This is a genomic window from Mesorhizobium sp. M0621, from assembly GCF_040320745.1.
GTDB lineage: Bacteria > Pseudomonadota > Alphaproteobacteria > Rhizobiales > Rhizobiaceae > Mesorhizobium.
In genome coordinates this window covers 34,466-59,134 of sequence record NZ_JAMYQF010000035.1, presented here as the reverse complement: position 1 = coordinate 59,134, position 24,669 = coordinate 34,466, and the positions used below count along the sequence as shown (strand labels likewise).

19 protein-coding genes are annotated in these 24,669 nt (G+C 63.4%); 10 read left to right on the top strand and 9 right to left on the bottom strand.

Features of this window, described 5'->3' with window-relative positions; translation table 11 throughout:
- Positions 1–188 precede the first annotated feature (188 nt).
- Positions 189–770, top strand: a complete 582-nt coding sequence (locus tag NKI38_RS22170) for an NAD(P)H-dependent oxidoreductase (RefSeq protein ID WP_352660652.1) — start codon at positions 189–191, stop codon at positions 768–770.
- On the top strand, positions 770–1,357 hold the full coding sequence (locus NKI38_RS22165) for an NAD(P)H-dependent oxidoreductase (RefSeq protein WP_352660649.1): 588 nt from the start codon (positions 770–772) through the stop codon (positions 1,355–1,357). The genes NKI38_RS22170 and NKI38_RS22165 overlap by 1 nt, the downstream gene beginning before the upstream one ends.
- Before the next feature lie 149 nt (positions 1,358–1,506).
- Here NKI38_RS22165 and NKI38_RS22160 read toward each other — a convergent pair whose 3' ends face one another.
- The 5 genes from NKI38_RS22160 to NKI38_RS22140 all read right to left on the bottom strand — a co-directional run bounded on the left by NKI38_RS22160 (position 1,507) and on the right by NKI38_RS22140 (position 9,163).
- Positions 1,507–3,972 (bottom strand): GcvT family protein, encoded by a 2,466-nt coding sequence (locus tag NKI38_RS22160; RefSeq protein ID WP_352660646.1) that lies wholly within the window; start codon positions 3,970–3,972, stop codon positions 1,507–1,509.
- Entirely contained in the window at positions 3,969–5,150 is a 1,182-nt protein-coding gene (locus tag NKI38_RS22155; RefSeq protein ID WP_352660643.1) for a pyridoxal phosphate-dependent aminotransferase, read from the bottom strand. The genes NKI38_RS22160 and NKI38_RS22155 overlap by 4 nt, the downstream gene beginning before the upstream one ends.
- Positions 5,143–6,048 (bottom strand): homocysteine S-methyltransferase family protein, encoded by a 906-nt coding sequence (locus NKI38_RS22150; RefSeq protein WP_352660640.1) that lies wholly within the window; start codon positions 6,046–6,048, stop codon positions 5,143–5,145. The genes NKI38_RS22155 and NKI38_RS22150 overlap by 8 nt, the downstream gene beginning before the upstream one ends.
- On the bottom strand, positions 6,045–8,498 hold the full coding sequence (locus NKI38_RS22145; RefSeq protein WP_352660638.1) for a GcvT family protein: 2,454 nt from the start codon (positions 8,496–8,498) through the stop codon (positions 6,045–6,047). The genes NKI38_RS22150 and NKI38_RS22145 overlap by 4 nt, the downstream gene beginning before the upstream one ends.
- Positions 8,499–8,599: 101 nt before the next feature.
- Complete coding sequence (locus NKI38_RS22140; protein ID WP_352660635.1) at positions 8,600–9,163, bottom strand: helix-turn-helix domain-containing protein; 564 nt, start codon at positions 9,161–9,163, stop codon at positions 8,600–8,602.
- Positions 9,164–9,367: 204 nt separating this feature from the next.
- Between NKI38_RS22140 and NKI38_RS22135 the strand changes: the two genes are divergently transcribed.
- Positions 9,368–10,072 carry a nitroreductase gene (locus NKI38_RS22135; RefSeq protein ID WP_352660634.1) on the top strand — a complete coding sequence of 235 codons (705 nt, stop codon included), beginning with the start codon at positions 9,368–9,370 and terminating at the stop codon, positions 10,070–10,072.
- 167 nt (positions 10,073–10,239) lie between these two features.
- Here the strand turns inward: NKI38_RS22135 and NKI38_RS22130 are convergent, their stop codons facing one another.
- The 4 genes from NKI38_RS22130 to NKI38_RS22115 are packed head-to-tail and all read right to left on the bottom strand — an operon-like array spanning position 10,240 to position 15,413.
- Positions 10,240–10,827, bottom strand: coding sequence for a sarcosine oxidase subunit gamma (locus NKI38_RS22130; protein ID WP_352660631.1), 588 nt, complete (start codon positions 10,825–10,827; stop codon positions 10,240–10,242).
- Positions 10,820–13,828 carry a sarcosine oxidase subunit alpha gene (locus NKI38_RS22125; protein ID WP_352660628.1) on the bottom strand — a complete coding sequence of 1,003 codons (3,009 nt, stop codon included), beginning with the start codon at positions 13,826–13,828 and terminating at the stop codon, positions 10,820–10,822. Before NKI38_RS22125 ends, NKI38_RS22130 begins: the two co-directional genes overlap by 8 nt.
- Entirely contained in the window at positions 13,825–14,136 is a 312-nt protein-coding gene (locus NKI38_RS22120) for a sarcosine oxidase subunit delta (RefSeq protein WP_352660626.1), read from the bottom strand. The genes NKI38_RS22125 and NKI38_RS22120 overlap by 4 nt, the downstream gene beginning before the upstream one ends.
- 17 nt (positions 14,137–14,153) lie before the next feature.
- The gene (locus NKI38_RS22115; RefSeq protein ID WP_352660686.1) at positions 14,154–15,413 is read right to left on the bottom strand and encodes a sarcosine oxidase subunit beta; all 1,260 of its coding nucleotides are present in this window, start codon (positions 15,411–15,413) and stop codon (positions 14,154–14,156) included.
- Positions 15,414–15,619: 206 nt separating this feature from the next.
- On the opposite strand from NKI38_RS22115, the gene NKI38_RS22110 reads away from it, so the two are divergent.
- The 7 genes from NKI38_RS22110 to NKI38_RS22080 all read left to right on the top strand — a co-directional run bounded on the left by NKI38_RS22110 (position 15,620) and on the right by NKI38_RS22080 (position 24,658).
- Entirely contained in the window at positions 15,620–18,109 is a 2,490-nt protein-coding gene (locus tag NKI38_RS22110) for a mechanosensitive ion channel family protein (RefSeq protein WP_352660623.1), read from the top strand.
- A gap of 177 nt (positions 18,110–18,286) precedes the next feature.
- The gene (locus NKI38_RS22105; RefSeq protein ID WP_352633052.1) at positions 18,287–18,550 is read left to right on the top strand and encodes a hypothetical protein; all 264 of its coding nucleotides are present in this window, start codon (positions 18,287–18,289) and stop codon (positions 18,548–18,550) included.
- Between the two features lie 224 nt (positions 18,551–18,774).
- Positions 18,775–20,208 carry a UbiA family prenyltransferase gene (locus NKI38_RS22100; protein ID WP_352660620.1) on the top strand — a complete coding sequence of 478 codons (1,434 nt, stop codon included), beginning with the start codon at positions 18,775–18,777 and terminating at the stop codon, positions 20,206–20,208.
- 2 nt (positions 20,209–20,210) lie between these two features.
- Complete coding sequence (locus tag NKI38_RS22095; protein WP_352660617.1) at positions 20,211–21,563, top strand: FAD-binding oxidoreductase; 1,353 nt, start codon at positions 20,211–20,213, stop codon at positions 21,561–21,563.
- Positions 21,564–21,687: 124 nt separating this feature from the next.
- Positions 21,688–22,119, top strand: a complete 432-nt coding sequence (locus NKI38_RS22090; RefSeq protein ID WP_352660613.1) for an EamA family transporter — start codon at positions 21,688–21,690, stop codon at positions 22,117–22,119.
- Positions 22,116–23,123 (top strand): NAD-dependent epimerase/dehydratase family protein, encoded by a 1,008-nt coding sequence (locus NKI38_RS22085; RefSeq protein WP_352660610.1) that lies wholly within the window; start codon positions 22,116–22,118, stop codon positions 23,121–23,123. Before NKI38_RS22090 ends, NKI38_RS22085 begins: the two co-directional genes overlap by 4 nt.
- A 104-nt stretch (positions 23,124–23,227) precedes the next feature.
- Positions 23,228–24,658, top strand: coding sequence for an aspartate aminotransferase family protein (locus tag NKI38_RS22080; RefSeq protein ID WP_352660683.1), 1,431 nt, complete (start codon positions 23,228–23,230; stop codon positions 24,656–24,658).
- Positions 24,659–24,669 lie beyond the last annotated feature (11 nt).

The following is a 24,669-nucleotide window of genomic DNA, read 5'->3' as shown; positions in this document are numbered from 1 at the left end:
AGCACCCCCCTCTATCCTGCCGGACATCTCCCCCGCAAGGGGGGAGATTGGCAGCTTGGGCGCTGCGGCCAATCTGCCACGCTGACAGTTGGCGAAAGCGATGCGGCAGTCCGATCTCCCCCCTTGCGGGGGAGATGCCCGGTAGGGCAGAGGGGGGTGCCTCGCGCTGACTTGGGGGGCATTCCCCTGTGAACATCCTCGTCCTCTACGCCCATCCGGTCGAGACCAGCTTCAATGCCGGCCTGCACCGGATGATCGTGGAGCGGTTGACGGCAGCGGGCCATACCGTCGATGACTGCGACCTCTATGCCGAAGGTTTCGATCCGCGGCTGACGCGACATGAACGGCTGGACTATCACAACCAGCGCGGCCCCGCCGACGCCGTGGCGCCTTATGTCGAACGCCTGCTGCGCGCTGATGCGCTTGTGCTTTCCTATCCAGTCTGGAATTACGGCTTTCCGGCGATCCTGAAGGGTTTTTTCGATCGCGTCTTCCTGCCCGGCGTGTCCTTCAAGCTGGTCAACGGCAAGGTGCAGCCGTCGCTGCACAACATCCGTAAGGTCGCAGCGGTGACCACCTATGGCGGCAGCCGGTTCCGCGCCATGCTGATGGGCGATCCGCCGCGCAGATTGATCAAGCGCATGCTGCGCGCCACCGTAAAGCCGGGCGCGCCGGTGACCTATCTCGCGCATTACGCGATGAACCTGTCGACCGACGGCACGCGCGACGCTTTCATGGCCAAGGTCGCGGCACGCATGGAGGCGTTCTGATGCGTGCGCTGGTGGTCTACTGCCATCCGGTACCCGACAGCTTCTGCGCGGCAATTCGTGACAGCGCCGTCGAGGTGCTGACGCGAAGAGGCTGGGAGGTTCGGCTGCTCGACCTCTATGCCGAGAAATTCGACCCGGTGATGGGCTGCGACGAGCGGCGCTCCTACAATGACCAGGCGCCGCAGGACCCGGCGCTGAAGCCGCATTTCGAGCTGCTCAACTGGGCCGAAGCGATCCTGTTCGTCTATCCGACCTGGTGGTATGGGCTGCCGGCGATGCTGAAGGGCTGGCTCGACCGGGTGTGGGCGACGGACGTCGCCTTCAAGCTGCCGGCGGGCAAGGGACGGATCAAGTCGCTGATGACGCATGTGACCAAGATCGGCGTCATCACCACCTGCGGGGCGCCGACCTGGTGGAGCGTCGTCGTCGGCCAGCCCGGACGCAAGACCCTTTTGCGCGGCATGCGGGCGCTGTGCGCCACGCGTTGCCGGACATTCTTCCTGGCGCACTATCTGATGGATTCCTCGACGCCACGGACGCGCGCAGCGTTTCTGGCGAAAGTGCGGGCGAAGCTGGAGCGGTTTTGAGAGATTAGCGTCCTTCTCCCCGTTCACGGGGAGAAGATGCCGGCAGGCAGATGAGGGGCGGCGCTAGCTTGACAAAACTTGGCGCTGCCCCTCATCCGGCCCTTCGGGCCACCTTCTCCCCGTGAACGGGGAGAAGGGAAAAGCGCGCGCTACATCCTCACCCGCTCCGACTTCGGATCGTACATCGGCTTCAATGACGCTTCCGCCGCAAAACGTTCGCCGGCGATCTCGATCTCGTAGGATGAGCCCAGCACATCCGCCTCGCTCTCGCCCTGGCACTTGATATAGCCCAGCCCGATGGCGCCGCCGAGATGATGGCCGTAATTGCCCGAGGTGATCGGACCGACGATCTTGCCGTCGCGCAGGATCGCTTCATTGTGGAAGAGCAGGGGTTGCGGGTCCTTCAGGCGGAACTGGACCAGCCGGCGTGACAGGCCGGCTTCCTTCTTCTTCAATACTGCATCACGGCCAATGAAGTCGCCCTTGGCCGTTTTGACCGCGAAGCCGAGACCGGCTTCCAGGACATTGTCCTCATCGGTGATGTCATGGCCGAAATGCCGAAAAGCCTTCTCTATGCGGCAGGAATCCAGCGTGTGCAGGCCGCAGAGTTTCAGCCCAACATTGGCGCCGGCCTCGTCGATCGCTTCGAAGACATGGGCCGCCTGGTCGGTCGAGACATAGAGTTCCCAGCCGAGCTCGCCGACATAGGTGACGCGGTGCGCGCGGGCCAGGCCCATGCCGATCTCGATTTCCTGGAACGTGCCGAACGGGTTGGTCCCGTTGGAGAAGTCGTTCGGGCTCACCTTCTGGATCAGTTTTCGCGCATCCGGTCCCATCAGGCAGAGCACGCTTTCGGCCGCCGTGACATCGGTGATGACGACGAATTCGTCGGTGAGGTGTTTTCTCAGCCAGGCGAGGTCGCGCTGCAGCGTGGCGCCGGGGACGACGAGAAAGTAAGCCGTTTCCGACAGCCGCGAGGCCGTCAGGTCGCTCTCGATACCGCCGCGCTGGTTGAGCATTTGGGTGTAGACGATCTTGCCCGGCGCCACGTCCATGTCGTTGGCGCACAGCTTTTGCAGGAAAGCGCAGGCGTCGCGGCCCTCGACACGGATCTTGCCGAACGAGGTCATGTCGAACAGGCCGACCTTGTTCCTGACCGCGAGGTGCTCGTCGCGCTGGTTGTCGAACCAGTTCTGGCGCTTCCAGGAATAGCGGTATTCGCGCTCCTGGCCCTCGCGGGCGAACCAGTTGGCGCGCTCCCAGCCGGCGACTTCGCCGAACACGGCGCCGCGCGCCTTCAGATGCTCATGCAGCGGCGAACGCCTGACATTCCGCGACGTCGCCATCTGTCGGTAAGGGAAATGGTCGGCATAGAGCAGGCCGAGCGTTTCGGAGACGCGCTCCTTGAGGTAGCGGCGGTTCTTCTGGAACGGCTGGGCGCGGCGGATGTCGACTTCCCAGAGATCGAATGGCGCTTCGCCATCATTGATCCACTGCGCCAGCGCCATGCCGGCGCCGCCGGAGGAGACGATGCCGATCGAATTGTAGCCGGTCGCCATCCAGTAGCCGGACAGCTCCGGCGCTTCACCCAGGTAATAGCGGTCGTCCGGCGTGAAGCTCTCGGGACCGTTGAAGAAAGTGTGGATGCCAGCGGTTGCCAGCATAGGCATGCGGTTGACGCCCATTTCGAGGATCGGCTCGAAATGATCCATGTCCTCGGGCAACTGGTCGAAGCAGAAATCCTCGCGGATGCCGTCCATGCCCCATGGTTTTGCCACCGGCTCGAAGGCGCCCAGCATCATCTTGCCGGCGTCCTCCTTGTAGTAAGCGCATTCGTCGGGCACGCGCAGCACCGGCAGCCGGCCGAGGCCGGGGATCGGCTCGGTGACGAGGTAAAAATGCTCGCAGGCGTGCAGCGGGATGGTGACGCCGTTCTGCGCGCCCAGTTCGCGCGCCCACATGCCGGCGCAGTTGACGACGACGTCGGCTTCGATGGTGCCTTGTTCCTCGCCCTGTGCCCAGGAAACGCCGGTGATGCGGCCGGCCTTGGTGTGGACCTTGGTGACCTTCACATTCTCGACGATGGTGGCGCCGCGCTGGCGGGCGCCCTTGGCCAGCGCCATGGCGATGTTGGCGGGGTCGCACTGGCCGTCGAGCGGCAGGTGCACGGCGCCGACGACGTCCGAGACATTCAGATGTGGGTACATCTGCTTGACTTCATTTGGGGAAATCTCGCGGACATCGACATCGAAGGCGCGCGCCAGAGACGCCTGCCTGTAAATCTCGTGCTTGCGCTCCTCGGTCAGCGCCACGGTGATCGAGCCGACCTGGCGCATGCCGGTGCCGACCTCGGTCTCGGCTTCCAGCTTGACGTAGAGGTCGGCGGAATATTTCGCCAGCCGGGTCATGTTCTGCGAGCCGCGCAACTGGCCGATCAGGCCGGCGGCGTGCCATGTCGTGCCCGATGTCAGCTGCTTGCGTTCCAGGAGCACGATGTCGGTCCAGCCAAGCTTGGCCAGGTGGTAGGCGACCGAACAGCCGGAGACGCCGCCGCCGATGATGACGGCCCTCGCTTTAGTTGGGATGGCTTTGGTCGGGATGGCCTTGGCGGTCATGCGGCCTCGCGACGGTAGCTGGAAGCAAAGCGGCGCAGCCGAAGCGCTGCCTCTTGCAGCACGGGTTCGGGCTGGCAGAGGCTGATGCGAATATGGCCGGCTGCGGCTTCGCCGAAGCTGGAGCCCGGCATCACGCCGACATTTTCCTTGTCGAGCAAGGCCCAGGCGAATTTCTCGTCATCGGGTTCGACGGCTGAGATGTCGAGCATGACATACATGCCGCCCTCGGAACCGCGCACGGTGACATCGTTCATGCCGCGCACGGCATCGAGGAAGACGGTCCGGCGCGCGGCGTAGCGCTTGGCGATGTCGTTGACGCCGTAACGGTTCTCCAGCGCTTCGGAACAGGCGATCGAGATGAAGGCCGGCAGGCCGTAGGTCGTCACCAGATTGAGATTGATCATCAGCGTGATCATCTCCTCCGGTCCCGTCAGCCAGCCCATGCGCCAGCCGGTCATGCCATGGCTCTTGGACATCGAATTGATGACCAGAGTGCGCTCGGCCATGCCGGGCAGCGAGCGCGGCGAGACGTGCTCGCCGCCACCCAGCGTCCAATAGACTTCGTCCGACAGCAGCCACAGGTCGTGCTCCCGGCATACTTCCGCCAACTGCTCCAGCCGCTCGCGCGAATAGACCGCACCGGTCGGGTTGTTCGGCGTGTTGATCAGGATGGCGCGCGTGTTCGGCCGGATTGCCGCGCGGATCATGTCGGCACGCGGCTGGAAGCCATCCTCGGCGGGTGTCTCGACGACGGTGAAATCCGCGCCTGCGGCGCTGAACGTGTTGGGATAGGTGGCGTAGTAGGGCGCCACGACGATAGCGTGATCGCCCTGGTCGAGTACCCCCTGCACGGCAGCGTAGAGTGCCGCCTGGCCGCCCGGCGTGGCGATGACCTGATCCGGCGACGTCTCGACGCCTGTGCAGGCGCTCGAGGCCGCCGCCATCGCCTTACGCAGGCGCGGCAAGCCGGGAAGCGGGGTGTAGTGATGATTGCTGCCGCGAACCGCGGTCACGCAGGCTTCGATCGTCTGCGAAGGCGTGTCGAAATCATGGTCGCCAACCGACAGCATGATGATGTCTTCGCCGGCCTCCTTGCGCGTCCAGGCGGCGAAATGGACTTCCCAGCCGTCCTTGCCAGAAGGCACGATGCCGGAAATGCGCGATGATGGTCTAGGCATGCAAAACTCCCGAAATTTTGTGGCCGGTCTGTTCGAGCCGGTCGCGCAGAGCGGCGATATGCGGCGGTCCGACTTCGCAGCAGCCGCCAACGATGCTGGCGCCAGCCTCCACCCAGCCGATCGCCTGGTCGGCATAGGCGTCCGGGCCAAGATCATGGCGGGCATGCAGCACGTCGACAGTGCCGCCGTGCTTGAGTGCTTCGGTCGAGGTGAAGCCATTGGCATAGGCGCCGACCGGGCCGCCGAGGTCGATCAGTTCAGGCAAGGCTGCGGCGATTGCTTCCGGCCGGCAGCAATTGACCAGCCGCGCCGCGACGGTCAGGCCATCAAGCGCGCCTGCCGCGGCGGCTATTGCCTCGCCGCTGCGCAGCCGCGGTTTGCCGTGATCGGCCAGCGTCCACGACACCCAGACCGGCTTGCCGCTTTCCGATGCCGCGGTGACGGCCGCGCGGGCTTCGTCCGCCGACGCCATGGTTTCACACAGGAACAGATCGACGCCATCCGCTTGCTCGGCAACGATGCGGCGGTAGATGTCGAGCGTCTCCTCGAAGGAAATGGTCAGTGCCGGCGCATAGCTGCCGAACAGCGGAGACAGGCAGCCGGCAATCGCGGTGTCGCCGGCCTCGTCGCGGGCTTGCCTGGCCAATTCGATGCCGCGCTTCTGCAAAGGCTTGAAGAGGTCTTCCGCGCCCTCACGCGCCAGGCGTTCGGGTGTCGCTGAATAGGTATTGATGGTGATGACGCGAGCGCCGGCACGGATGAATTCCGCGTGCAGATCACGCACCAGATCCGGTTCGTCGATCAGTACCCTGGCCGACCATAGCGGTGTCGGCTCGGACTTGCTGCGGCGGACCAGTTCCTGGCCCATGCCGCCATCGGTGAGGATGACGTTCTTCATGCGCGCAGCCTCTCGTTCTTCGGATCCCATAGGGGCTCATCTTTCTGCACGGTCGCCTGGAAACGGTCGCCGAAGATTTCGACCTCGACGGTCGTGCCGGGTTCGGTCAGGTCGGCGCGCAGCATGCCGAGCGCGATCGACTTGTCGATGCGATGGCCCCAGCCGCCCGACGTCGTCTCACCGACGATCTGGCCGTCATGCCACAGCGTCGACATGTAGGGTGCGTCGCAGTCACCGGGGTTTTCGACGACAAGCGTGACGAAGCGCTTCTTCACGCCTTGCTGCTTCTCGTTCAGCAACGCCGCCTTACCACGGAAATCGGGCTTTTCCCATTTGACGAAGCGTTCCAGCCCACCCTGCAGGATCGAATAATCGGTCGACAGGTCGCCCTTCCAGGTGCGGTAGCCTTTTTCGAGCCGCAGCGAATCCAGCGCATACATGCCGAACGGCTTCAGTCCGTGCTGCTGTCCGGCCGCGCAGATGGCGTCGAAGATGGCGGCGGTGTCGTCAACCCTGGTGTGGATTTCCCAGCCGAGTTCGCCGGCGAAGGAGACGCGCACAAGCTTCGCCCACCGGCCGTCGATCTTCGTCTCCTGATGCGTCAGCCATGGCAGAGTGAGGTCGGCGTCGCAGACATCGGCGAGGATTTTCCGCGAGTTCGGGCCGGCCAGGATCTGGGTCGAGAATTCCTCGGTCCGATCGATCAGCTTGAACGGCGCATCCTTGGGCATGCGCGATTTCAGCCATTCGAAATCATGCCATTGCGCGACCGCAGCGGTGATCAGCGTCATCAGGTTGTCGTCGTGGCGCACGACGGACATTTCGGTGACGATGCGGCCCTTGTCGTCGGCGAAATAGACCAGGCCGATGCGGCCGGGCTTCGGCACCAGCCCGGTGACTTGCAGGCTCAGCCATTCGGCGGCACCCGGCCCCTTGAGATTGAAGCGGGAGAAGCCCGGCAGGTCCAAAATGCCGGCGGCATCGCGCACCGCCAGGCACTCCTCGCGCACGCGATGTTGCCATGGCCCGTCGCGGCGGAAGGTCAGCGTCGCTTCCTCGGAAACATCATCGCCGTCTTGCGCGTACCAGGTGGCGCGCTCCCAGCCATTGTAGGCGTCGAAGCGGGCGCCGAACGCCTTGATACGATCGTGGATCGGCGACAGTTTGCGGTCGCGGCCTTCCGGCCAGGCATGGCGCGGAAATTGGATGGCGTATTCGTTGCCGTAGATCTCCATGCCCTTGGCGACGCAATAGTCCGGCGCCGAGGCAAAGGAGGTGAAGCGGCGCGGATCGCACGACCACATGTCCCATTCGGTCTGGCCCTCAGTCACCCATTCGGCCAGCACCTTGCCGGCGCCGCCGCCTTGGGCGATGCCGAAGGTGAAGACGCAGGCCTCGAAGGCATTGGGAACGCCGGGCATCGGCCCGATCAGCGGATTGCCGTCCGGCGTGTAGGGGATCGGCCCGTTGATGACCTTGGACAGGCCGGCAGTGCCCAGGATCGGCACGCGGGCGACGGCGTCGGCCAGATAATGTTCCAGCCGGTCAAGATCGTCGGGGAACAGCTGGAAGGAAAAATCCTCCGGCATCGGATCATTGTGGGTCGCCCAATGCGCGCGGCAATTGCGCTCATAGGGGCCGAGGTTCATGCCGTTCTTTTCCTGGCGCAAATAGTAGGAGGTGTCGACGTCGCGCAGCAGCGGCAGTTTCTTGCCCTGTTCCTTCGACCACGCCGCCAGTTCGGGGATCTCCTCGAACAATATGTACTGATGGCTCATCACCATCATAGGCACCTCGCGGCCGAACATCTTGCCGACTTCGGCGGCGCGGTAACCGGCGGCATTGACGACGATCTCGCAGCGGATCTCGCCTTGTACCGTCTCGACCACCCATTCATCGTTCTCGCGGCGCACGCCTGTGACCGGGCAGAAGCGGATGATTTTCGCGCCCATGTCGCGCGCGCCCTTGGCCAAGGCCTGGGTGAGCTGCGCTGGATCGATGTCGCCATCGCTCAGATCGTAGAGCGCGCCCTTCAGATCATGCGTCTCGATGAAGGGATAGCGGCGCTTGATCTCGTCGACGCCGACAATGTCGATGTCCATGCCCTGATAGCGGCCCATGCCCTTGGCGCGCTGGAACTCCTGCATGCGCTCTTTCGTATGAGCAAGGCGCAGCGAGCCGGTGACGTGATAGTTCATGGGATAGTCGACCGCGTCGGCCAGCCCGCGATAAAGCTCGGTCGAATAGCGCTGCATGTTCATCAGCGACCAGGACGAGGAGAAGGTCGGCACGTTGCCGGCGGCATGCCAGGTCGAGCCGGAGGTCAGCTCGTTCTTTTCGAGCAGCACGCAGTCGGTCCAGCCCGCCTTGGCGAGATGATAGAGCGAGGACGTGCCGACGGCACCGCCTCCGATGATCACCACGCGCGCCGTGCTCGGCAAACCCGCCATGTTCTTCTCCCAAACCTGAAGCGCGTCGCGCTTCTATTTTGTTTTGATGCATGTCGTTTTCCCAAAACCGCTGCGCACTTTTGGGCGACATGCATTCACATTCAATAGACTGGTGGCGAAACCACCCAGATGACAATTGCCGGCTCGGCACCCGGATTGCGCCAGCGGTAGGGCTTGCCTTCGAACCGAAAGGAGTCGCCCTCGCCAAGCCGATGCCAGACGCCCGCTATCTCGATATCGAACAGTCCGGACGCGACGTATCCGGCTTCCTCGGTCGGCCGCTGCGCCTCGGCCTTCAGTTCCGCGCCTGGCGCGAAGACCGAACGCACCATCTCGAAGCTACCGCCGAGATCGGGTGACAGAAGCTCCTCCACCAAGCCGGATTCGCTTGTGCCAAGCGTCCGGCGCCGGCCGGCGCGCACAATCACGCCGCGCTCGCTTTCGACAGGCACGTCATGGCTGAAAAACAGGCTGATCGGTACGCCGAACAGTTCGGCGAAGGCCCTGAGATCACTGAGCGACGGCGTCGACAGGCCGCGCTCGACCTGGCTGACCCAGCCGACCGAACGGCCAAGCTTCAGGCCGATCTCAACCAGCGTCAGTCCGCGCGCCTTGCGCAGCGCCCTGATATCGCTGGCCAGCACGCGTTCGTCAGGTCCCTGCAATGTTCTTGCGGTAGGCGAAGGCAAAGCGCTCACTTCGTGAAAAATTCCGATCAAATTTCATGAGAAGTCAAGCGCATGAAAAAATCAAGTGGATTTTCACGCATGCTCAAGATTTGCTTGCACGATTTTGACGGTTCATGCAAAGGCTCGGGCACGAACGGCGAGTGGGGACGTCTGGTCGAGACGAGGGTTAAGGGACGGCCCATGCTGGAAAACAACACCCGAATTGCGGGCGAAGCCGAGATCGTCGACGAGGCGATCCTGTCGCGCCGGTCGGTGCGGGCATTCCTGCCCGATATGGTCGGCGACGACACCATTCGTGCCATTCTGGAGGTTGCGGCGCGGGCTCCGTCGGGCACCAACATGCAGCCCTGGAAGGTCTACGTGACCAAGGGCGAGACCAAGCAGCGGATATCAGACGCCATTCTCAATTCCGGCATTCGCGCCGAAAAAGCCGATTGGGACGAGTACCGCTACTATCCCACCCAGTTCTTCGAGCCGTATCTGACCCGGCGCCGCGCCAATGGGTTCGGCCTCTATGGCGCGCTCGGCATCGGCCGCCGCGAAGTCGACAAGATGCGTGCCCAGCACGACCGCAACTTCGTTTTCTTCGACGCCCCGGTCGGCATGATCTTCACCATCGATCGCCGGCTCAACCAGGGTTCATGGATCGACTACGGCATGTTCCTGCAGAACATCATGGTGGCGGCGCGGGGCAGGGGCTTGCATACCTGTCCGCAAGCGGCCTTCGCGCCGTACCACCGGCAGATCAGGCCGGTGCTCGACATTCCGGACGAAGAGATCGTCGTCTGCGGCATGGCGCTTGGCCATGAAGATACGTCAAAACCTGAAAACACCTTCCGCACCGACCGCGTGCCGCTGGAAGAGTGGGTGACGTTCAGCGAGTAAGCCGGTCTGCCAGCAGCTTCTACTCGGTGTTCATCTGCGCGCCGTGGCCGCTGACATGGGCGCCGTCCTGCGGCGTCAGCTTGAAGTAGGCAAGCAGCGCGCAGAGCGTGATGATGCCCTCGATCACGAACAGGATGCGGAAATCGTCGGCGAGAGGCCGGCCGCCTCTACTGCACCTCGTAGCCGACTTCCTCGCTGGCATGGCAAAGCGCCTTCCAGAACGAGCGCGCGAACGAGCGGAAGACATAGATGTCGAACTGGTCGGCGCCGGTGCGCTGGAGCTGGGCGAAGACGTCGTGATGGGTGGTCGAACGGCCGGCGCCGACCGGAAAGGCCGGCAGCGAAAAGTCGATGGCGAAGAACTTCGCCAGCACCCATTCGGCCTTCGGCCCGGCGATGCGGATGGCGGTGCGGCCATGCGAGAGGTCGGTGACGGTGCCGATGGCCGGGGTAACCACCTTGGCAAAGGCCGCGGCCAGCCCTTCGGCCTCATCGGCAACGGTGAACTTTCCCGGCGCGAAGCCGAACACCGACTTCACGCCGTCGCTCACACCGCCGCCGGCGCCATCGGGCAGCGCAAGCCCAGTGACGGTGCGGATGGCTGCAATCAGCTTCTTCTCTTCGCCAGGCCAGGCGGCGATCTGCACGATCGAGCCCGGGGTCGTCTCGGTCAGGATGATTTCGACGCCATGCTCGAAATTGCCGTGTGAGCCGACGTGAAATTCCGGTTCAAGTGGCGATTGACGCTCAACCATGCATGCGGCTCCCGTCCGGATCGAAGAAGTGGTTGGAGACGATCTCGACCGGTCCGAACCGGTTGCGCAGGGGATCGGAGACATGAGCGCGGGTGCCCCGCCGCGCCTTGCCGCCCTTGACCAGCGCCAGCGCGATATGCTTGCCGAGCGCCGGCGAGTAGCAGCAGGCGGTGATGTGACCGATGGAGCCGTGCGGATTGGCCTCGTCCAGTTCTTCGACGATGTGGGCTCCGCCGTTGAGTGGCCGGTTGTCGAGCGAAATCAGGCCGACCAGTTCCAGGCGGTCCGACGCGATCAGGCCTTCGCGATCCATCATCGCCGAGCCGATGAACGGCTTCTTCTTCGACAGCATCCAGTCGAGATGCAAATCGCGCGCTGTGGTGCGGCCGTCGATCTCGGCGCCGGTGACATGACCTTTCTCGATGCGCATCGTGCCGAGCGCCTCGAGCCCGTAGGTGACCAGCCCGAACGGTCTGCCGGCCTCGATCAAGGCTTCCCAGACATGGGTGCCGTAGCCGGCGCCGGAATAGACTTCGAACGCCATTTCGCCGGAGAACGACAACCGGCAAATCATCACCGGTACGCCTGATATCTCGCCACGAACGATGCCCATGAACGGCAAGGTAGCGTTGTCCACCGCTGTGCCAGTGACACAAGTAGCAAGGATCTGCCTGGCCTTGGGCCCGCCGATCGCGGCGCCCGCCCATTCGTCGGTCACCGAGGTGACGTGCACTTTCAGGTCCGGCCAGATCACGTCAAGGAAATATTCGAGATGCTGCATCACCTTGCCAGCGTTGGCCGTGGTGGTGGCCATCAGGAAATCTTGCTCGCCGAGCCGCCAAGTGGTGCCGTCGTCGAAGGCGAGGCCGTCCTCGCGCAGCATCAGCCCGTAGCGCGCCTTGCCGACGGCCAGCGTCGAAAACATGTTGGTGTAGACGCGGTCGAGAAGCAGAGCGGCGTCGGGCCCTTGCACCGCAATCTTGCCCAGTGTCGAGACATCGACGATGCCGGCGCTGTTGCGCGTCGCCTTGGCTTCGCGGACATAGGCCTGTTCGACCGTTTCGCCGGCAAGGCCGTAGATCATCGGCCGGTACCAGAGGCCGGCGGAATATATCGTCGCGCCATTGGCGACGTGCCAGTCATGCATCGGCGTCAGCCGCTCGGGCTTCAGGTCGCCAAAACGCTCCGCCGCCAGCGAGCCGATCGATACCGGCGCAAAAGGCGGCCGGAAGCGCGTCGTGCCGACCTCGGGGATCGGCTTGCCCAGCGCTTCGGCCATAATGGCAAGGCCAGGCACGTTGGAGCTCTTGCCCTGGTCGGTCGCCATGCCGAGCGTTGTGTAGCGCTTCAGATGTTCGACCGAGACGAAGCCTTCGCGGTGAGCCAGCCGCACGTCCTCGGCCGTGACGTCGTGCTGGAAGTCGACAAAGCTCTTGCCGTTGGCTCTGATCTCGAACACCGGCGCCGGATCGGGATCGCCGGGTGCTGCCTCGACCGTAGGCAGCACGGCGGGTGTGCTCTGCCCACCGGCTGCCGCAAGGCCGGCGGCGCGGCCTTCGGCGATGGCTTCGGTCGTGGAAAAACTGCCGGTGAAGGCGCCGGCGCCAATCCATTGCTGTGTGGGCCCCTTTTGTGTCGGCTTCGGCGGCAGAAAGGCTTGCCGCGCGGCGTTCCATTCCGCCTTGGCACCGGCCTGGCTGGCCAGATGGATGGTCGGCGACCAGCCGCCGGACATCAGCAGGCAATCGGCATGGATGCTGCGTGCATCGCCGATGAGCGCGCCATTGGTCATGTCGAAGCGTTGCAGCTTGAGGCCTGATAGCGCCTTGCCGCCTTCGGTGGCGATGACCGCATGGCCGGCGAAGATTTCGGCCTCGGCCTCCGCGGCCAGCTTGCGCATCTCTGGCGACAGTTCCGGCCTGACGTCGGCGATGGCGACGACCGCGGCACCAGCTTTCTTCAAGGCGACGGCCGCACGATAGGCGCTGTCATTGTTGGTGAACAGCGCGATCTTCTCGCCCGACAGCACGCCGAACTCGTTGGCATAGCGCTCGGCTGCATGTGCCAGCATCACGCCTGGCCGGTCATTGCCGGGGAAGACCAGCGGGCGCTCAAAAGCACCGGTGGCCAGGACCACGGATTTGGCGCGGATCGCCCAGTAGCGATGGCGCGGCTCGCCCTTGCCGGGCTGGTCCTTGTGGTCGCTGACCCGTTCGAGCGCGGCAAGCGTGTTGTTGTCGTAATAGCCCCACACCGTGGTGCGCGGCAAAAGCCGGACATTGTCGCGGCCTTCGAGCTGGGTGACGGTGCGCCTGGCCCAGTCGGCCGCCGGCGCGCCGTCAATCGTTTCGTCGGACCAGTTGGCCGAGCCGCCGAAACGCGGCTCGAGATCGGCCAGCATAACGCGCGCGCCCTGATCGGCGGCGGCCTTGGCTGCCATCAGACCGGCCGGGCCGGAGCCGACCACCAGCACGTCGCAAAAGGCATTCATGCGCTCGTAGCGGGTCGGGTCCTTCGCCGATCCGGCGCTGCCGAGACCAGCGGCGCGGCGAATGAAATGCTCGCAGAACATCCAGAATCGCGTGCCTTTGAGCGGACCGAACACCGGTCCCATGAAGGTCTTGTAGTAGAAGCCGGCCGACAGGATCTTGCCGCCGAGCTGGTTGACGGCGTTGATGTCCCAGGCAAGCGACGGAAAACGGTTCTGGCTGATGGCAACCAGCCCGTCATGGATCTCGACCATGGTCGCCGGAATGTTGGGCTCGCGAACCTCACCCTTCAGCACCGTCACCAGGGCATTGGGCTCCTCGACACCGGCAGTCAGCAATCCGCGCGGGCGGTGGTATTTGAACGAGCGGCCGTAAAGGGTGACGCCCTTGGCCAGCAGTGCCGATGCCAGCGTGTCGCCGGCATGGCCGGTATAGGACGCGCCGTCGAAGGTGAAGCGGATGGTTTTCAGCCGGTCGATGCGGCCGCCGGTGTCGGTGCGGCGCGGGCTCATGACTTGCCCTCCGCCTTGCGGCGCGCGGCCGAGGTGTGATCGCTGCGCCCATGATCACCCCTTACGAAGGCGACGCTCAAAATCTCATGCGTCAGCGTGTTGCGCACGACCCGCAGATGCGCGCGGCAACCGCCGGAATGCTGCCAGATCTCATTGTGGTCGCCGGCCGGATTCAGCCGGTCATAGACATAGGCGTTCCACGCCTCGAAATTCTGCGAGGCGGGGTCGGGACGCTCACGATTGCCGTCACCTTGATAGGTGAACTCGATGACGTCGCGCGGGCCGCAATAGGGGCAAGTGATCAACATTGGATTTTACCTAATGCCTAATGCAGCCGCGGGTTTGCACCCTGGCCCTTGTCGTCGATCACCAGGCCGCGGTGGAAGCGGTCGAGGGTGAAGGGTGCGTTGAGGTCATGCGGCTGGTCCTTGGCGATGGTCCAGGCGAAGCACCAGCCGGAAGCCGGCGTCGCCTTGAAGCCGCCATAGCACCAGCCGCAGTTGAGATACATGCCGGGCAGGGGGCCGATGGTGATGATCGGCGAGCCGTCCATCGACATATCGCAAACACCGCCCCAGGAGCGCAGCATGCGCACGCGGGCAAGGCCCGGAAACAGCGCCAGCATCTCGCTCATCACCTCGTCGACGACAGGCAGATTGCCGCGCTGGGCGTAGCTGTTGTAGCCGTCGATGTCGCCGCCATAAATGAGGCCGCCCTTGTCCGATTGCGACATGTAGAAATGGCCCATGCCGAAGGTGACAACGGTATCGATGAAGGGTTTCAGCGATTCGGTAACGAAGGCCTGCAGCACATGGCTCTCGATCGGCATCGTCTCGATGCCGGCCAGCTGCATGACGCGTCCGGTGCTGCCGGCAACCGCGATAGCCACCTTCTTGGCGCGGATGTCGCCACGCGAGGTGGTGACGCCGGTGACGCGGTCGCCGTCACGCAGGAAGCCGGTGACCTCGCAATTCTCGATGATGTCGACGCCGCGACGGTCGGCGCCGCGCGCATAGCCCCAGGCCACCGCATCGTGGCGGGCGGTGCCGGCGCGCCGCTGCATCAGGCCGCCGACCACCGGAAAGCGTGCGCTGTCGGAGATGTCGAGCGCCGGGATCAGGCGCTTGATCTGCGCCGGCGTCATCAATTCCGCATCGACGCCGAGATGGCGCATGGCATTGCCGCGCCTTGCGTAGTCGTCGAACTGGGCCGGCGTGTGTGCCAGGTTCAGGCAGCCGCGCTGCGAGAACATGACGTTGTAGTTGAGGTCGTGCGAGAGGTTCTCCCACAGCTTCATCGAATGTTCGTAGAAGCGGGTGTTGGCCGGCAGCAGGTAGTTCGAGCGCACGGCTGTCGTGTTGCGGCCGACATTGCCGGAGCCGAGCCAGCCCTTTTCCAGCACGGCGACATTGGTGATGCCGTGTTCCTTGGCGAGGTAGTAAGCGGTGGCCAGCCCGTGGCCGCCGCCGCCGATGATGATGACATCATAGGATGCCTTCGGGTCCGGCTTGCGCCAGGCCGGCTTCCAGTCCTTGTTTCCCTTGAGCGCGTTCGCGAGCAGCGAAAAGGCCGAGTACTCTGCCATCATTGTCATCCGGTTCGGGCGATGCGGCAGACTATAGAGCAGGCCGCATCGGCAAAGCCAATATTGCGCCATTGCCTTTCGACTGGCCGACGCCCGTGTGATCGGATGGGCCAGCGATGGCTGCGACGGCTTGCCCCATGATATGGCCGTCTCTATCAAGGACAGGCTTTCAAATTGTCTTTGCCGCACGAGTCGCCGTCAAAATCATGATTTTCCGATTGCTTCGCCTCATTTTGATTCTCGCGCTCGTCTTCTCGGCGCCGCCCTCGTTCGACGCCATGGCGCAAGCGCTCGGCCAGGGCGCCGCCGGACTGATCACCGATCAGCAGAAAGTCATTCAGGGCCTGACGGCCAAGACTGACGACCTCGAGAAGAAGATACAGCAGGACGGTGAGGACGATGCCTCGCTGGTGGATATCCGTCTGCAACTGGAGGATCTGTCGCGGGCGGCACTCACCAGCGCGCTGGCGTTCCGTTCGCGCCTCACCGATATCAACAATCGGATCGAGATGCTGGGTCCGTCGCCGGCGGCGGGCCAGCCGCAGGAGCCCGACATAGTGACTGGCGAACGCCAGGCGCTGGCGTCGGAAAAGGCCGAGATCAACGCGGTCGTCGCCAGCGCGCAGAACCTGTCGATCCGTATCAGCGGGCTGATCGACAAGATCGGCAACATACGCAGCGAGCTATTCCGCAACCTTTTGACCAAGCGCTACGTGCTGTCCGACGCCCTGAGCCCGCAGGTCTTCTCCGACGCCCAGGACGAATATGCCAACCTGTACAAGGCTGTGTCGTCCTGGCTGAGCTTCGCTTTCAAGTTCAAGTTCCAGGCTATCCTCGCAGCGACTTTCGTGGCGCTCGGGCTGGCGCTGGTGCTGCTGGTCGGCGGCAGGCGGCTGTTCGGACGCGTGTTCGAAGCCGATCCTTCCAACGAGGATCCGTCCTATCTCAGCCGCTTGTCGGTGGCCTTCTGGTCGACGTTGCTGCCGTCGCTGGCGGTCAGCGTATTTCTCGCCTCCACGGTGTTCTTTTTCAATTATTACAATGTGTTACGCGGCGACATCGGTGTCTTCCTGAATGCGCTGGCGGCCGTCATCGCGGGGGTGTTCTGCGTCAACCGGCTGACCAATGCGGCGCTCGAGCCGCGGCTGCCGAACTGGCGGCTCATTCCCGTCGAAACCGGCCCGGCGCGCTGGTTGGTGCGGCTGACAACCGCCATGGCCGTGGTCATCGGCGTCAACTATTTCCTGTCGATCGTCAACGACAAGATGGGTTCGCCGCTGTCGCTGACCATCGCCCGCAGTTTCGGCGCCACCATCATCGTCGGCGTCATCCTGATCCTGATGGCGATGCTGAGGCCCTTCAAGGCGCATGATGGAAGCTGGCGCCCGTGGCCGGCATGGCTGCGCTATACATCGCTTGCGCTTGGCCTTTTCACCATCATTGCCGCGCTGCTCGGCTATATCGGCCTTGCCTTGTTCGTGTCGCTACAGGTCGTGGTTACCGGCACCGCGCTGATCACCGCCTATATCGGCTTCCTGTCGGCGCGCGCGATCGGCGAGGAGGGCGCTTTCGCCAACACATCCGTCGGGCGCTGGCTGTCGGCCAATTCCAGCTATGAGGATACGGCTCTCGACCAACTCGGCCTCGTCGTCAGCGTCGCCATCAATGTGATGATCGTGCTGGTGTTCCTGCCGCTGATCCTGCTGATGTGGGGCTTCCAGCCCGGCGACATCCAGGCCTGGGCCTACAAACTGGCAACCGGGATCAATATCGGTTCGGTGACGATTTCGGTCACCGGCATCCTTTCGGGCATCGTCGTCTTCATCATCGGCTATTTCCTGACGCGCTGGTTCCAGGGTTGGCTCGACGGTTCGGTGATGGCACGCGGCAAGGTCGATACCGGGGTACGCAATTCGATCAGGCTGGCGGTCGGCTATGCCGGTGTCGCGCTGGCGGCGCTGGTCGGCATCTCTGCAGCGGGCATCGATCTGTCCAGTCTGGCACTGGTTGCCGGCGCTCTTTCCCTCGGTATCGGTTTTGGCCTGCAGAATGTGGTGTCCAATTTCGTTTCCGGCCTGATCCTTCTGGCCGAGCGGCCGTTCAAGGTCGGCGACTGGATCGTCGCCGGCGATGTCAGCGGTACCGTGAAGAAGATCAGCGTGCGCGCAACCGAGATCGAAACCTTCCAGCGGCAATCGGTGATCCTGCCCAATTCGAACCTGATCAACAACGCAGTCGGCAACTGGACGCACCGCAACAAGCTTGGCCGCATCGACATCAAGGTCGGCGTCGCCTATGGCAGCGACGTCAAGCAGGTTCATGCCGTCCTGCTGGACATCGCACGCGGCCATCCGCTGGTGCTGAAGAACCCCGAACCCTTCGTGCTGTTTTCCAATTTCGGGCCTGCCGCGCTCGAATTCGAGATCCGCGTGTTCCTGGCCGATGTGATGAACGGCAACGTCGCGCAGAACGACATCCGGTTTGCCGTGCTCGAAAAATTCAGCGGCGAGCACATCGAGATTCCCTCGACGCCGCGCGCCGTCGTCGAGGTCCACAAGCCCAAGGCCTGGCCCACCGACGACGACAAGATCGAGGCCGACTTCGCCGAACAGGAGCAGGCCAGGGTGGAGGCCGTGGCCGAAGCGAAACGGGCCGCCAGGACGGGGCGCAAGCTGCGCAAGCCCGATCCCGACTAGGGTGTGTCGATGTTCAGCCAGCCTGCCGAGTGACGCGCTCGGAACTAGCCAAAACCAATTGCGGCATGAATGCGGCATTCAGTTGCGGTTCAGCTTCCATCTCATATAAGCTCCCATGCAAAGGCGAAAATGCCTTGCGAAATGCAACAGAGGCGGTGGGAACACCGATATTGCACCATGTGGAAGTCTCTCGTCGCTGCCGTCGCTCTGGTCGCTGCCATCGGCTCGGCCCATGCCGCAAGCGCGGTCAACAAGGACGCCGAGACTCGCACGCTGATCGTGACCGAGGGTGGCAGCAAGACTGACCTTGCGCTGGCCGGTGGCGAAACGGTCGAGTTCTGCCCGAATGGCTGTTTCGTCACCTTGCCCAATGGCGACCTCGAAGCCCTGACCGGCTCGGAAACGGTCGAAATCTCAGGCGGCGTCGCCCGCATCAAGTAATCTTGGTGGCATGATTGGAAAGGCCGGGCATTTGCTCGGCCTTTTATCGTTTCCGGTATCGATTGTTTAACAATGACGCCGGAAATACCACCACGGCAGCCGTCTACAACCGTGCGTTTTAACGTTCGCTACGCCGTTCCCCGCTATACCAGCCTCAAGACGCCGAAAAGCGGCGCGCAACGAGATCCGGGTTCCGGAACATACGCGGGCAGGGCAGGACGGACATGGATGCGCGGTCGGACAGGAACGCAATACCGCTTGCGGTCGATCTCGACGGCACGCTGATCGCGACCGACCTGTTGTGGGAAGGGCTGTTCATCCTTCTCAAGAAGAACCCGCTCTATATTTTCCTTGTGCCCTTCTGGGCCACCGGCGGGCCAGCGCGGCTGAAACAGGCGATCGCGCAGCGCATCGACATCGATCCGGCATCGCTGCCCTATCGTGAGACGCTGCTTTGCCGCCTTCGGACCGAGCACGCCGAGGGCCGCAAGATCGTGTTGGCGACCGGTACGCCGCGCAAGTTCGCGAACGCCATCGCTGCCCATCTCGGCATTTTCGACCGGGTGCTGGCCACCGACGGTCTCGCCAATCTCACCTCGGGCAGGAAGCGCGCCTCGCTGATCGCGGCCTATGGCGATGGCGGCTTCGACTACGCCGGCAACAGCCGCCACGACCTCCAGGTCTTCGATGCCGCACGAAACGCGATTGTCGTCGCGCCCGACCGCCATGCCGCGCGCTGGCAGATGGCACACGGCGCCGAGACGATGCCGGTGCCGAAGCCAAATTTGCGAACCATTATCAGGATGCTGCGCGTCCATCAGTGGCTGAAGAACTCGCTGATCGCCGTGCCGATGGTGCTCTCGCATGAATATTTCAACACCGATATGATCTGGGAATGCCTGCTGGCGTTCGTCTCGTTCAGCGCGGTGGCATCGGCCATCTACATCCTCAACGATTTCTTCGACCTCGCGCTCGACCGCAAACACCTCACCAAGCGCAATAGACCGTTCGCCAGTGGTGCGCTGTCGATCCCGTTCGGCCTTGGCGCGATCGCGGTGCTTTTGACGATCGGCGTCGGCATCGGGCTGTTCTTGCCGCCTGAGTTCCTGGCCGTGCTCGGCGGCTACATGGTCGTCACCACGGCCTATTCGCTGTCGTTCAAACGCATGCTGCTGGTCGACGTACTGACGCTCGCCGGCCTCTACACGATCCGCGTCCTGGCCGGTGCGGCGGCGACCGGAGTCGATGTGTCGTTCTGGCTGCTCGCCTTCTCGATCTTCTTCTTCCTGTCGCTGGCGCTGGTGAAGCGCTTCGTCGAACTGCGCACCACCGCCATTCCACACGGCGAGCGCATTGCCGGCCGCGGCTATCGCACCGAGGACCAGGAGATCGTCGCCCAGGCTGGCATGGCCTCGGCCTTCTCCTCGGCGCTGGTGCTGGCGCTCTACATGGACAGTGTCGCGGTGCGCGAGCTTTATCCGCATCCGTGGCTGATCTGGCCGCTGGCGCCGATCGTGCTTTATCTCACCATGCGTGTCTGGATTCTGGCGCGCCGCAACGAGATGCATGACGATCCGGTCGTCTTCATCATTCGCGACTGGCGCAGTCAGATCGTGGTGCTGATCGGCGCGGTGATGCTGGTCATCGGAGGCTGGTAGGCATGGCCACCGGAGGCTTCCCAAGCTTTGGCCTCGCCACACCGCCGGCGCCGCGCGCCATTGGTGCCGATGAGGCGATCGCGCTGCTGAAGGGCGGTCAGGCCAAGCCAGCGTCTTTGCTTGCCTATGGCAACGGGCGCTCCTACGGCGATTCCTGCCAGAACCAGGCCGGCGCGGTCGTCGACATGCGATCGCTGAACCGCATCCGCGCCTTCAACGCCGAAACCGGTGTTCTCGAGGCGGATGCCGGCGTGCTGTTGTCCGACATCATCGCCCACGCCGCCCCTCACGGCTTCTTCCCGGCGGTTGTGCCAGGCACGCAATTCGTCACGCTCGGCGGCGCCATCGCCAATGACGTGCATGGCAAGAACCACCACCGGCGCGGCACATTCGGCTGCCATGTCGAGAGCTTCATGCTGCTCAGGTCCGACGGGAAGACCCGTCGCTGCTCGGCATCAGACAATACGCGGCTGTTTCGGGCGACGATCGGCGGCATGGGGCTGACAGGTGTGATCCTGTCTGCCTCGATCCGGTTGATGCGGGTTCCTTCCCTCGACATCGTCGAGACGGCGACGCCGTTTCGCGATCTGAGCGAATTCTTCGGCCTGGCCGAGGCTGCCGATCAGGCCAACGAGTACGCGGTGGCCTGGATCGACCAGCTAGCCGGCGGCCGTAACAGCGGCCGAGGGCTGCTGTTGTCAGGCAATCATGCAGAATACGGCTCGCATGCCGCCTCGCGAGCCGGCGGCAATCTCTCGGTGCCGGTCCAGCCGCCGTTCAATGTGCTCAACCGGCCGTTCCTGGCCGCCTTCAACGCTGCCTACAGGTGGAAGAAGGGCTGGGCAACAGTACCGCGTCAGGTCGGATATCAGGGCTTCTTCTTCCCCCTCGACGGCGTGCGCGACTGGAACCGGCTTTACGGACCGAAAGGGCTTTTCCAGCACCAGAGCGTGGTGCCGGAGGAGACGGCGCGCGAGGCGGTGCCGGCGCTGCTGGCGGCTGCAAGGCAAGCCGGGCAGGGCTCGTTCCTCACCGTGTTGAAGCGCTTCGGCTCCATCCGCTCGCCGGCGCTGCTGTCGTTCCCGCGTCCCGGCTACACGCTGACGCTGGATTTCTCCAACAGGGGCGCGGCGACGCTGGCGTTGCTGCGGGAACTCGATCGCATCACGATCGAGGCCGGCGGCGCCGTCAATCCCTACAAGGATGCTCGTATGGGCGCCGACATATTCGCTTCATCCTTTCCCGAATGGCCGCGGCTGGAGGCACTTCGCGATCCTGCCTTCCTGTCTGACTTCTGGGCGCGGACGGCAGGAAAGCTCGACACGCGGCGCGGTGTGATCGAGGCGGCGGAATAGATAAAACCTGAGTAATTCTTGGTTACCGAATCGTTAAATCCAGGATTTACTCAAAACATTCTTGTGGCTTCACGAAATGTTTGCGGGTTTGTAATAGGAAACGTGAAGGGGTGGCTTGTAACACATGAAATACATCGTCTTCATTCTCTTTACCGTCATGACCAATGCCGCCGCACAGCTGATGCTGAAGCAAGGCATGATGTCGCTCGGGCAGGTCTCGTTCGAGGGCGTCAATCCGCTGGTCAAGCTGCTGCAGATCGTGTTCAGCCCGTGGGTGTTCCTTGGGCTATGCACCTTCGTCATCTCTATGGCCTCGCACCTCTATGTGCTGTCCAAGGTCGAGCTTTCCTTCGCCTATCCGTTCCTCAGCCTCGCCTATGTCGCGGTCGCCATCTTCGCCTATTTCGTCTTCCGCGAGGACCTCAACGGCTGGCGCATCGCCGGCATCGCCTTCATCTGCGTCGGCACGGTGCTGATCGCCCAAAGCGGGAGCGGGCATGACACGGAAACAGCTTCCCTTTCGTCCGACAAGATTCATAGCGAGACCGTTCGATGAGACATGTGATTTTCGGCGGCGACGGTTTCGTCGGGCGCCACCTTGCCCCGAAACTTGTGGCCGATGGTGAAGAGGTTGTCGTCGCCGACATCGTCAGGAGCGACCTGCCACACTACCGCAGCGTTCGCTTCATCAAGTGCGATGTCACTGATCCTGCGTCCGTCGCCAGGGTTGGGCTCAAGGCCGACGACATGGTCTACAATCTGTCGGCCAAGATGCTGTCGCCGATCCAGGTGCGCGCCAAGCGGCACGATTTCTTCTTCCCGGTCAATTTCCATGGCACCGAGCATATCATGCAGGCCATGGACAGAGCCGGCGCAGCCAAGCTCGTCCATTACACGACCGACATGATCTACGGCCACACGGTCACCCAGCCGATGACCGAAGAGCATCCGGTCGCGCCGCTCGGCGAATACGGCTGGTCGAAGCAGAAGACCGAGGAACTGGCCGCCGAATGGCGTAAGCGCGGCATGTCGATCTCGCTGTTTCGCCCGCGCCTGATCATCGGACCCGGTCGGCTCGGAATTCTCGAAAAACTGTTCAAGCTGATCGACTGGAGTTTACCCGTGCCGATGATCGGTTCAGGCAGGAACCCCTATCAGTTCATTTCTGTTTTCGATTGTGCGGAAGCTGCCCGCGCGGCCTGGAAAGCGGGTGTGCCTGATGAGGCTTATAATCTGGGTTCGATCAATCCGCCACCGGTCAGGAAATTGCTCGGCGATCTGATCAGGCATGCCGGCTCGAAATCGATCCTGATCCCGACACCCGGCTGGGCGGTGAAGCGCACGCTCGACCTGCTCGACCTGATGAACATGCCTATCATGGATCCGGAGCAATATCTTATCGCGGACGAGGAGTGCGTGCTCGACGTGTCCAAGGCCGGGCGTCAGCTCGGCTGGGTGCCGCAATATCGCGACGAGGACATGCTGATCGCCGCCTACAGCGAGTACCGCGCCAAGAAGGCCGGTCATGCTGTCGCCACCAAACATGTGCCCGCCGAATAGCGGCTCGCAAAACAGCTTTCGTTGCGCCCGATCCTGGTCGTGCGTGCAGACAGGAGATTGAAATGACCGTCATGGCCAAGCCCGAACAGACGAACGTGCGCACCATGGTCAGCGCGCCGTCGCTGTCGCCCGCCACCATCGCCAAGCCCGACCTGATCAGCGTCGAACAGGCCAAGGCGATGGATGTCGCCCGCATGACCGACCTGTTCAAGGCGCATCTCAACCCCGGCCAGCTGCATTTCATGAAGCTGCTCGGCTTCCACAAGATCAAGATCGAGCGCGCCGAAGGCATGTTCTACATCGACCAGAACGGCCGCAAGATCCTCGACTTCTTCGGCGGCTTTGGCTCGCTGGCCTTCGGCCATAACCATCCGCGTATCCTGGAAGCACGCAAGAAATTCCAGGAGGAGAAGCGCCAGGAAATCGCCATCGCCTTCATGTCGCAATATGCGGCAGCCCTTGCGCACAACATCGCGAAATGCTCGCCCGGCGACCTCGACATGGTGTTTTTGGGCTCGTCCGGTTCGGAAGCCATGGAAGCGGCGGTGAAGCTCGCCGAGCGCGCCGCCGGCCCGAAGCGGCCGAAGATCGTCTATGCCGAGAATTCCTTCCACGGCAAGACCAAGGGCGTGCTGGGCATCACCGACGGCCAGCTTTACCGCGCCGACTTCAAGATGGCCGACAACACGGTCCGCATCCCCTTCGCCGACATCGAAGCCGTCGAGCGCCTGTTCCGCTCCGACCCCGAGGTCGGCGTCATCGTGCTGGAGACCATCCAGGGCGGCGGCGGCATCATCCAGGCGCCGGCCGAATACTGGCAGAAGCTGCGCACGCTTTGCGACCAGTATGGCGTGCTGTGGGTCGCCGACGAAGTGCAGTGCGGCTACGGCCGTTCGGGCCGCTTCTATGCCTTCGAGCATTACGGCGTCATTCCCGATGTGACGGCGCTGGCCAAGTCGCTCGGCGCCGGCAAGGCGGCGGTCGGCGCGATGATTGCCCGGCGTGAGGTCTACATGAAGGCCTATGGCACGCCGAAGACGGCGATGATCCACGCCATGGCGACTTTCGGCGGCATGGGCGAGGCCTGCGTCACCTCGATCGAAGGGCTCAACGTGCTCTATGACGAGGGGCTGATCGACAACGCCGCCGTCACCGGCGACTACCTGCTGCAACGGCTGCAGGCGCTGAAGGACAAATACCCCAAGATCATCAAGGATGTGCGCGGCAAGGGCTTCATGGTCGGCCTGGAGTTTCATGACTTCTCGCAGACCTTGCCGATGGTGCTGCGGCCGATCGTCAGCGTGCTCGACGACAAGCTGAAGGGCTCGCTGTCCGGCTTCGTCGGGGCGCTGCTGCTGCGCGACTACGACGTGCTCGTCGCCTTCACCGAATACAACCGCAACGTCATCCGGCTGGAGCCGCCGCTGATCTGCCAGCGTGAGCATGTCGACCGCTTCGTCGATGCCTTCGACAGCCTGCTGTCGCGCGGCATCGTGTCGATCGTGAAGGACTTCGTCAAAAGCCAAGTCCGTTAAGCGAAGGCGCC

What these genes read in the sequence shown, in the direction of transcription:
- NKI38_RS22160 (WP_352660646.1), bottom strand. Translation starts at nt 3,972, where the DNA reads ATGACCGCCAAGGCCATCCCGACCAAAGCCATCCCAACTAAAGCGAGG.
- NKI38_RS22150 (WP_352660640.1), bottom strand. Translation starts at nt 6,048, where the DNA reads ATGAAGAACGTCATCCTCACCGATGGCGGCATGGGCCAGGAACTGGTC.
- NKI38_RS22080 (WP_352660683.1), top strand. Translation starts at nt 23,228, where the DNA reads ATGGTCAGCGCGCCGTCGCTGTCGCCCGCCACCATCGCCAAGCCCGAC.
- NKI38_RS22125 (WP_352660628.1), bottom strand. Translation starts at nt 13,828, where the DNA reads ATGAGCCCGCGCCGCACCGACACCGGCGGCCGCATCGACCGGCTGAAA.
- NKI38_RS22130 (WP_352660631.1), bottom strand. Translation starts at nt 10,827, where the DNA reads ATGGTTGAGCGTCAATCGCCACTTGAACCGGAATTTCACGTCGGCTCA.
- NKI38_RS22090 (WP_352660613.1), top strand. Translation starts at nt 21,688, where the DNA reads ATGAAATACATCGTCTTCATTCTCTTTACCGTCATGACCAATGCCGCC.
- NKI38_RS22115 (WP_352660686.1), bottom strand. Translation starts at nt 15,413, where the DNA reads ATGGCAGAGTACTCGGCCTTTTCGCTGCTCGCGAACGCGCTCAAGGGA.
- NKI38_RS22120 (WP_352660626.1), bottom strand. Translation starts at nt 14,136, where the DNA reads ATGTTGATCACTTGCCCCTATTGCGGCCCGCGCGACGTCATCGAGTTC.
- NKI38_RS22155 (WP_352660643.1), bottom strand. Translation starts at nt 5,150, where the DNA reads ATGCCTAGACCATCATCGCGCATTTCCGGCATCGTGCCTTCTGGCAAG.
- NKI38_RS22105 (WP_352633052.1), top strand. Translation starts at nt 18,287, where the DNA reads ATGTGGAAGTCTCTCGTCGCTGCCGTCGCTCTGGTCGCTGCCATCGGC.
- NKI38_RS22085 (WP_352660610.1), top strand. Translation starts at nt 22,116, where the DNA reads ATGAGACATGTGATTTTCGGCGGCGACGGTTTCGTCGGGCGCCACCTT.
- NKI38_RS22135 (WP_352660634.1), top strand. Translation starts at nt 9,368, where the DNA reads ATGCTGGAAAACAACACCCGAATTGCGGGCGAAGCCGAGATCGTCGAC.
- NKI38_RS22100 (WP_352660620.1), top strand. Translation starts at nt 18,775, where the DNA reads ATGGATGCGCGGTCGGACAGGAACGCAATACCGCTTGCGGTCGATCTC.
- NKI38_RS22145 (WP_352660638.1), bottom strand. Translation starts at nt 8,498, where the DNA reads ATGGCGGGTTTGCCGAGCACGGCGCGCGTGGTGATCATCGGAGGCGGT.
- NKI38_RS22165 (WP_352660649.1), top strand. Translation starts at nt 770, where the DNA reads ATGCGTGCGCTGGTGGTCTACTGCCATCCGGTACCCGACAGCTTCTGC.
- NKI38_RS22095 (WP_352660617.1), top strand. Translation starts at nt 20,211, where the DNA reads ATGGCCACCGGAGGCTTCCCAAGCTTTGGCCTCGCCACACCGCCGGCG.
- NKI38_RS22110 (WP_352660623.1), top strand. Translation starts at nt 15,620, where the DNA reads ATGATTTTCCGATTGCTTCGCCTCATTTTGATTCTCGCGCTCGTCTTC.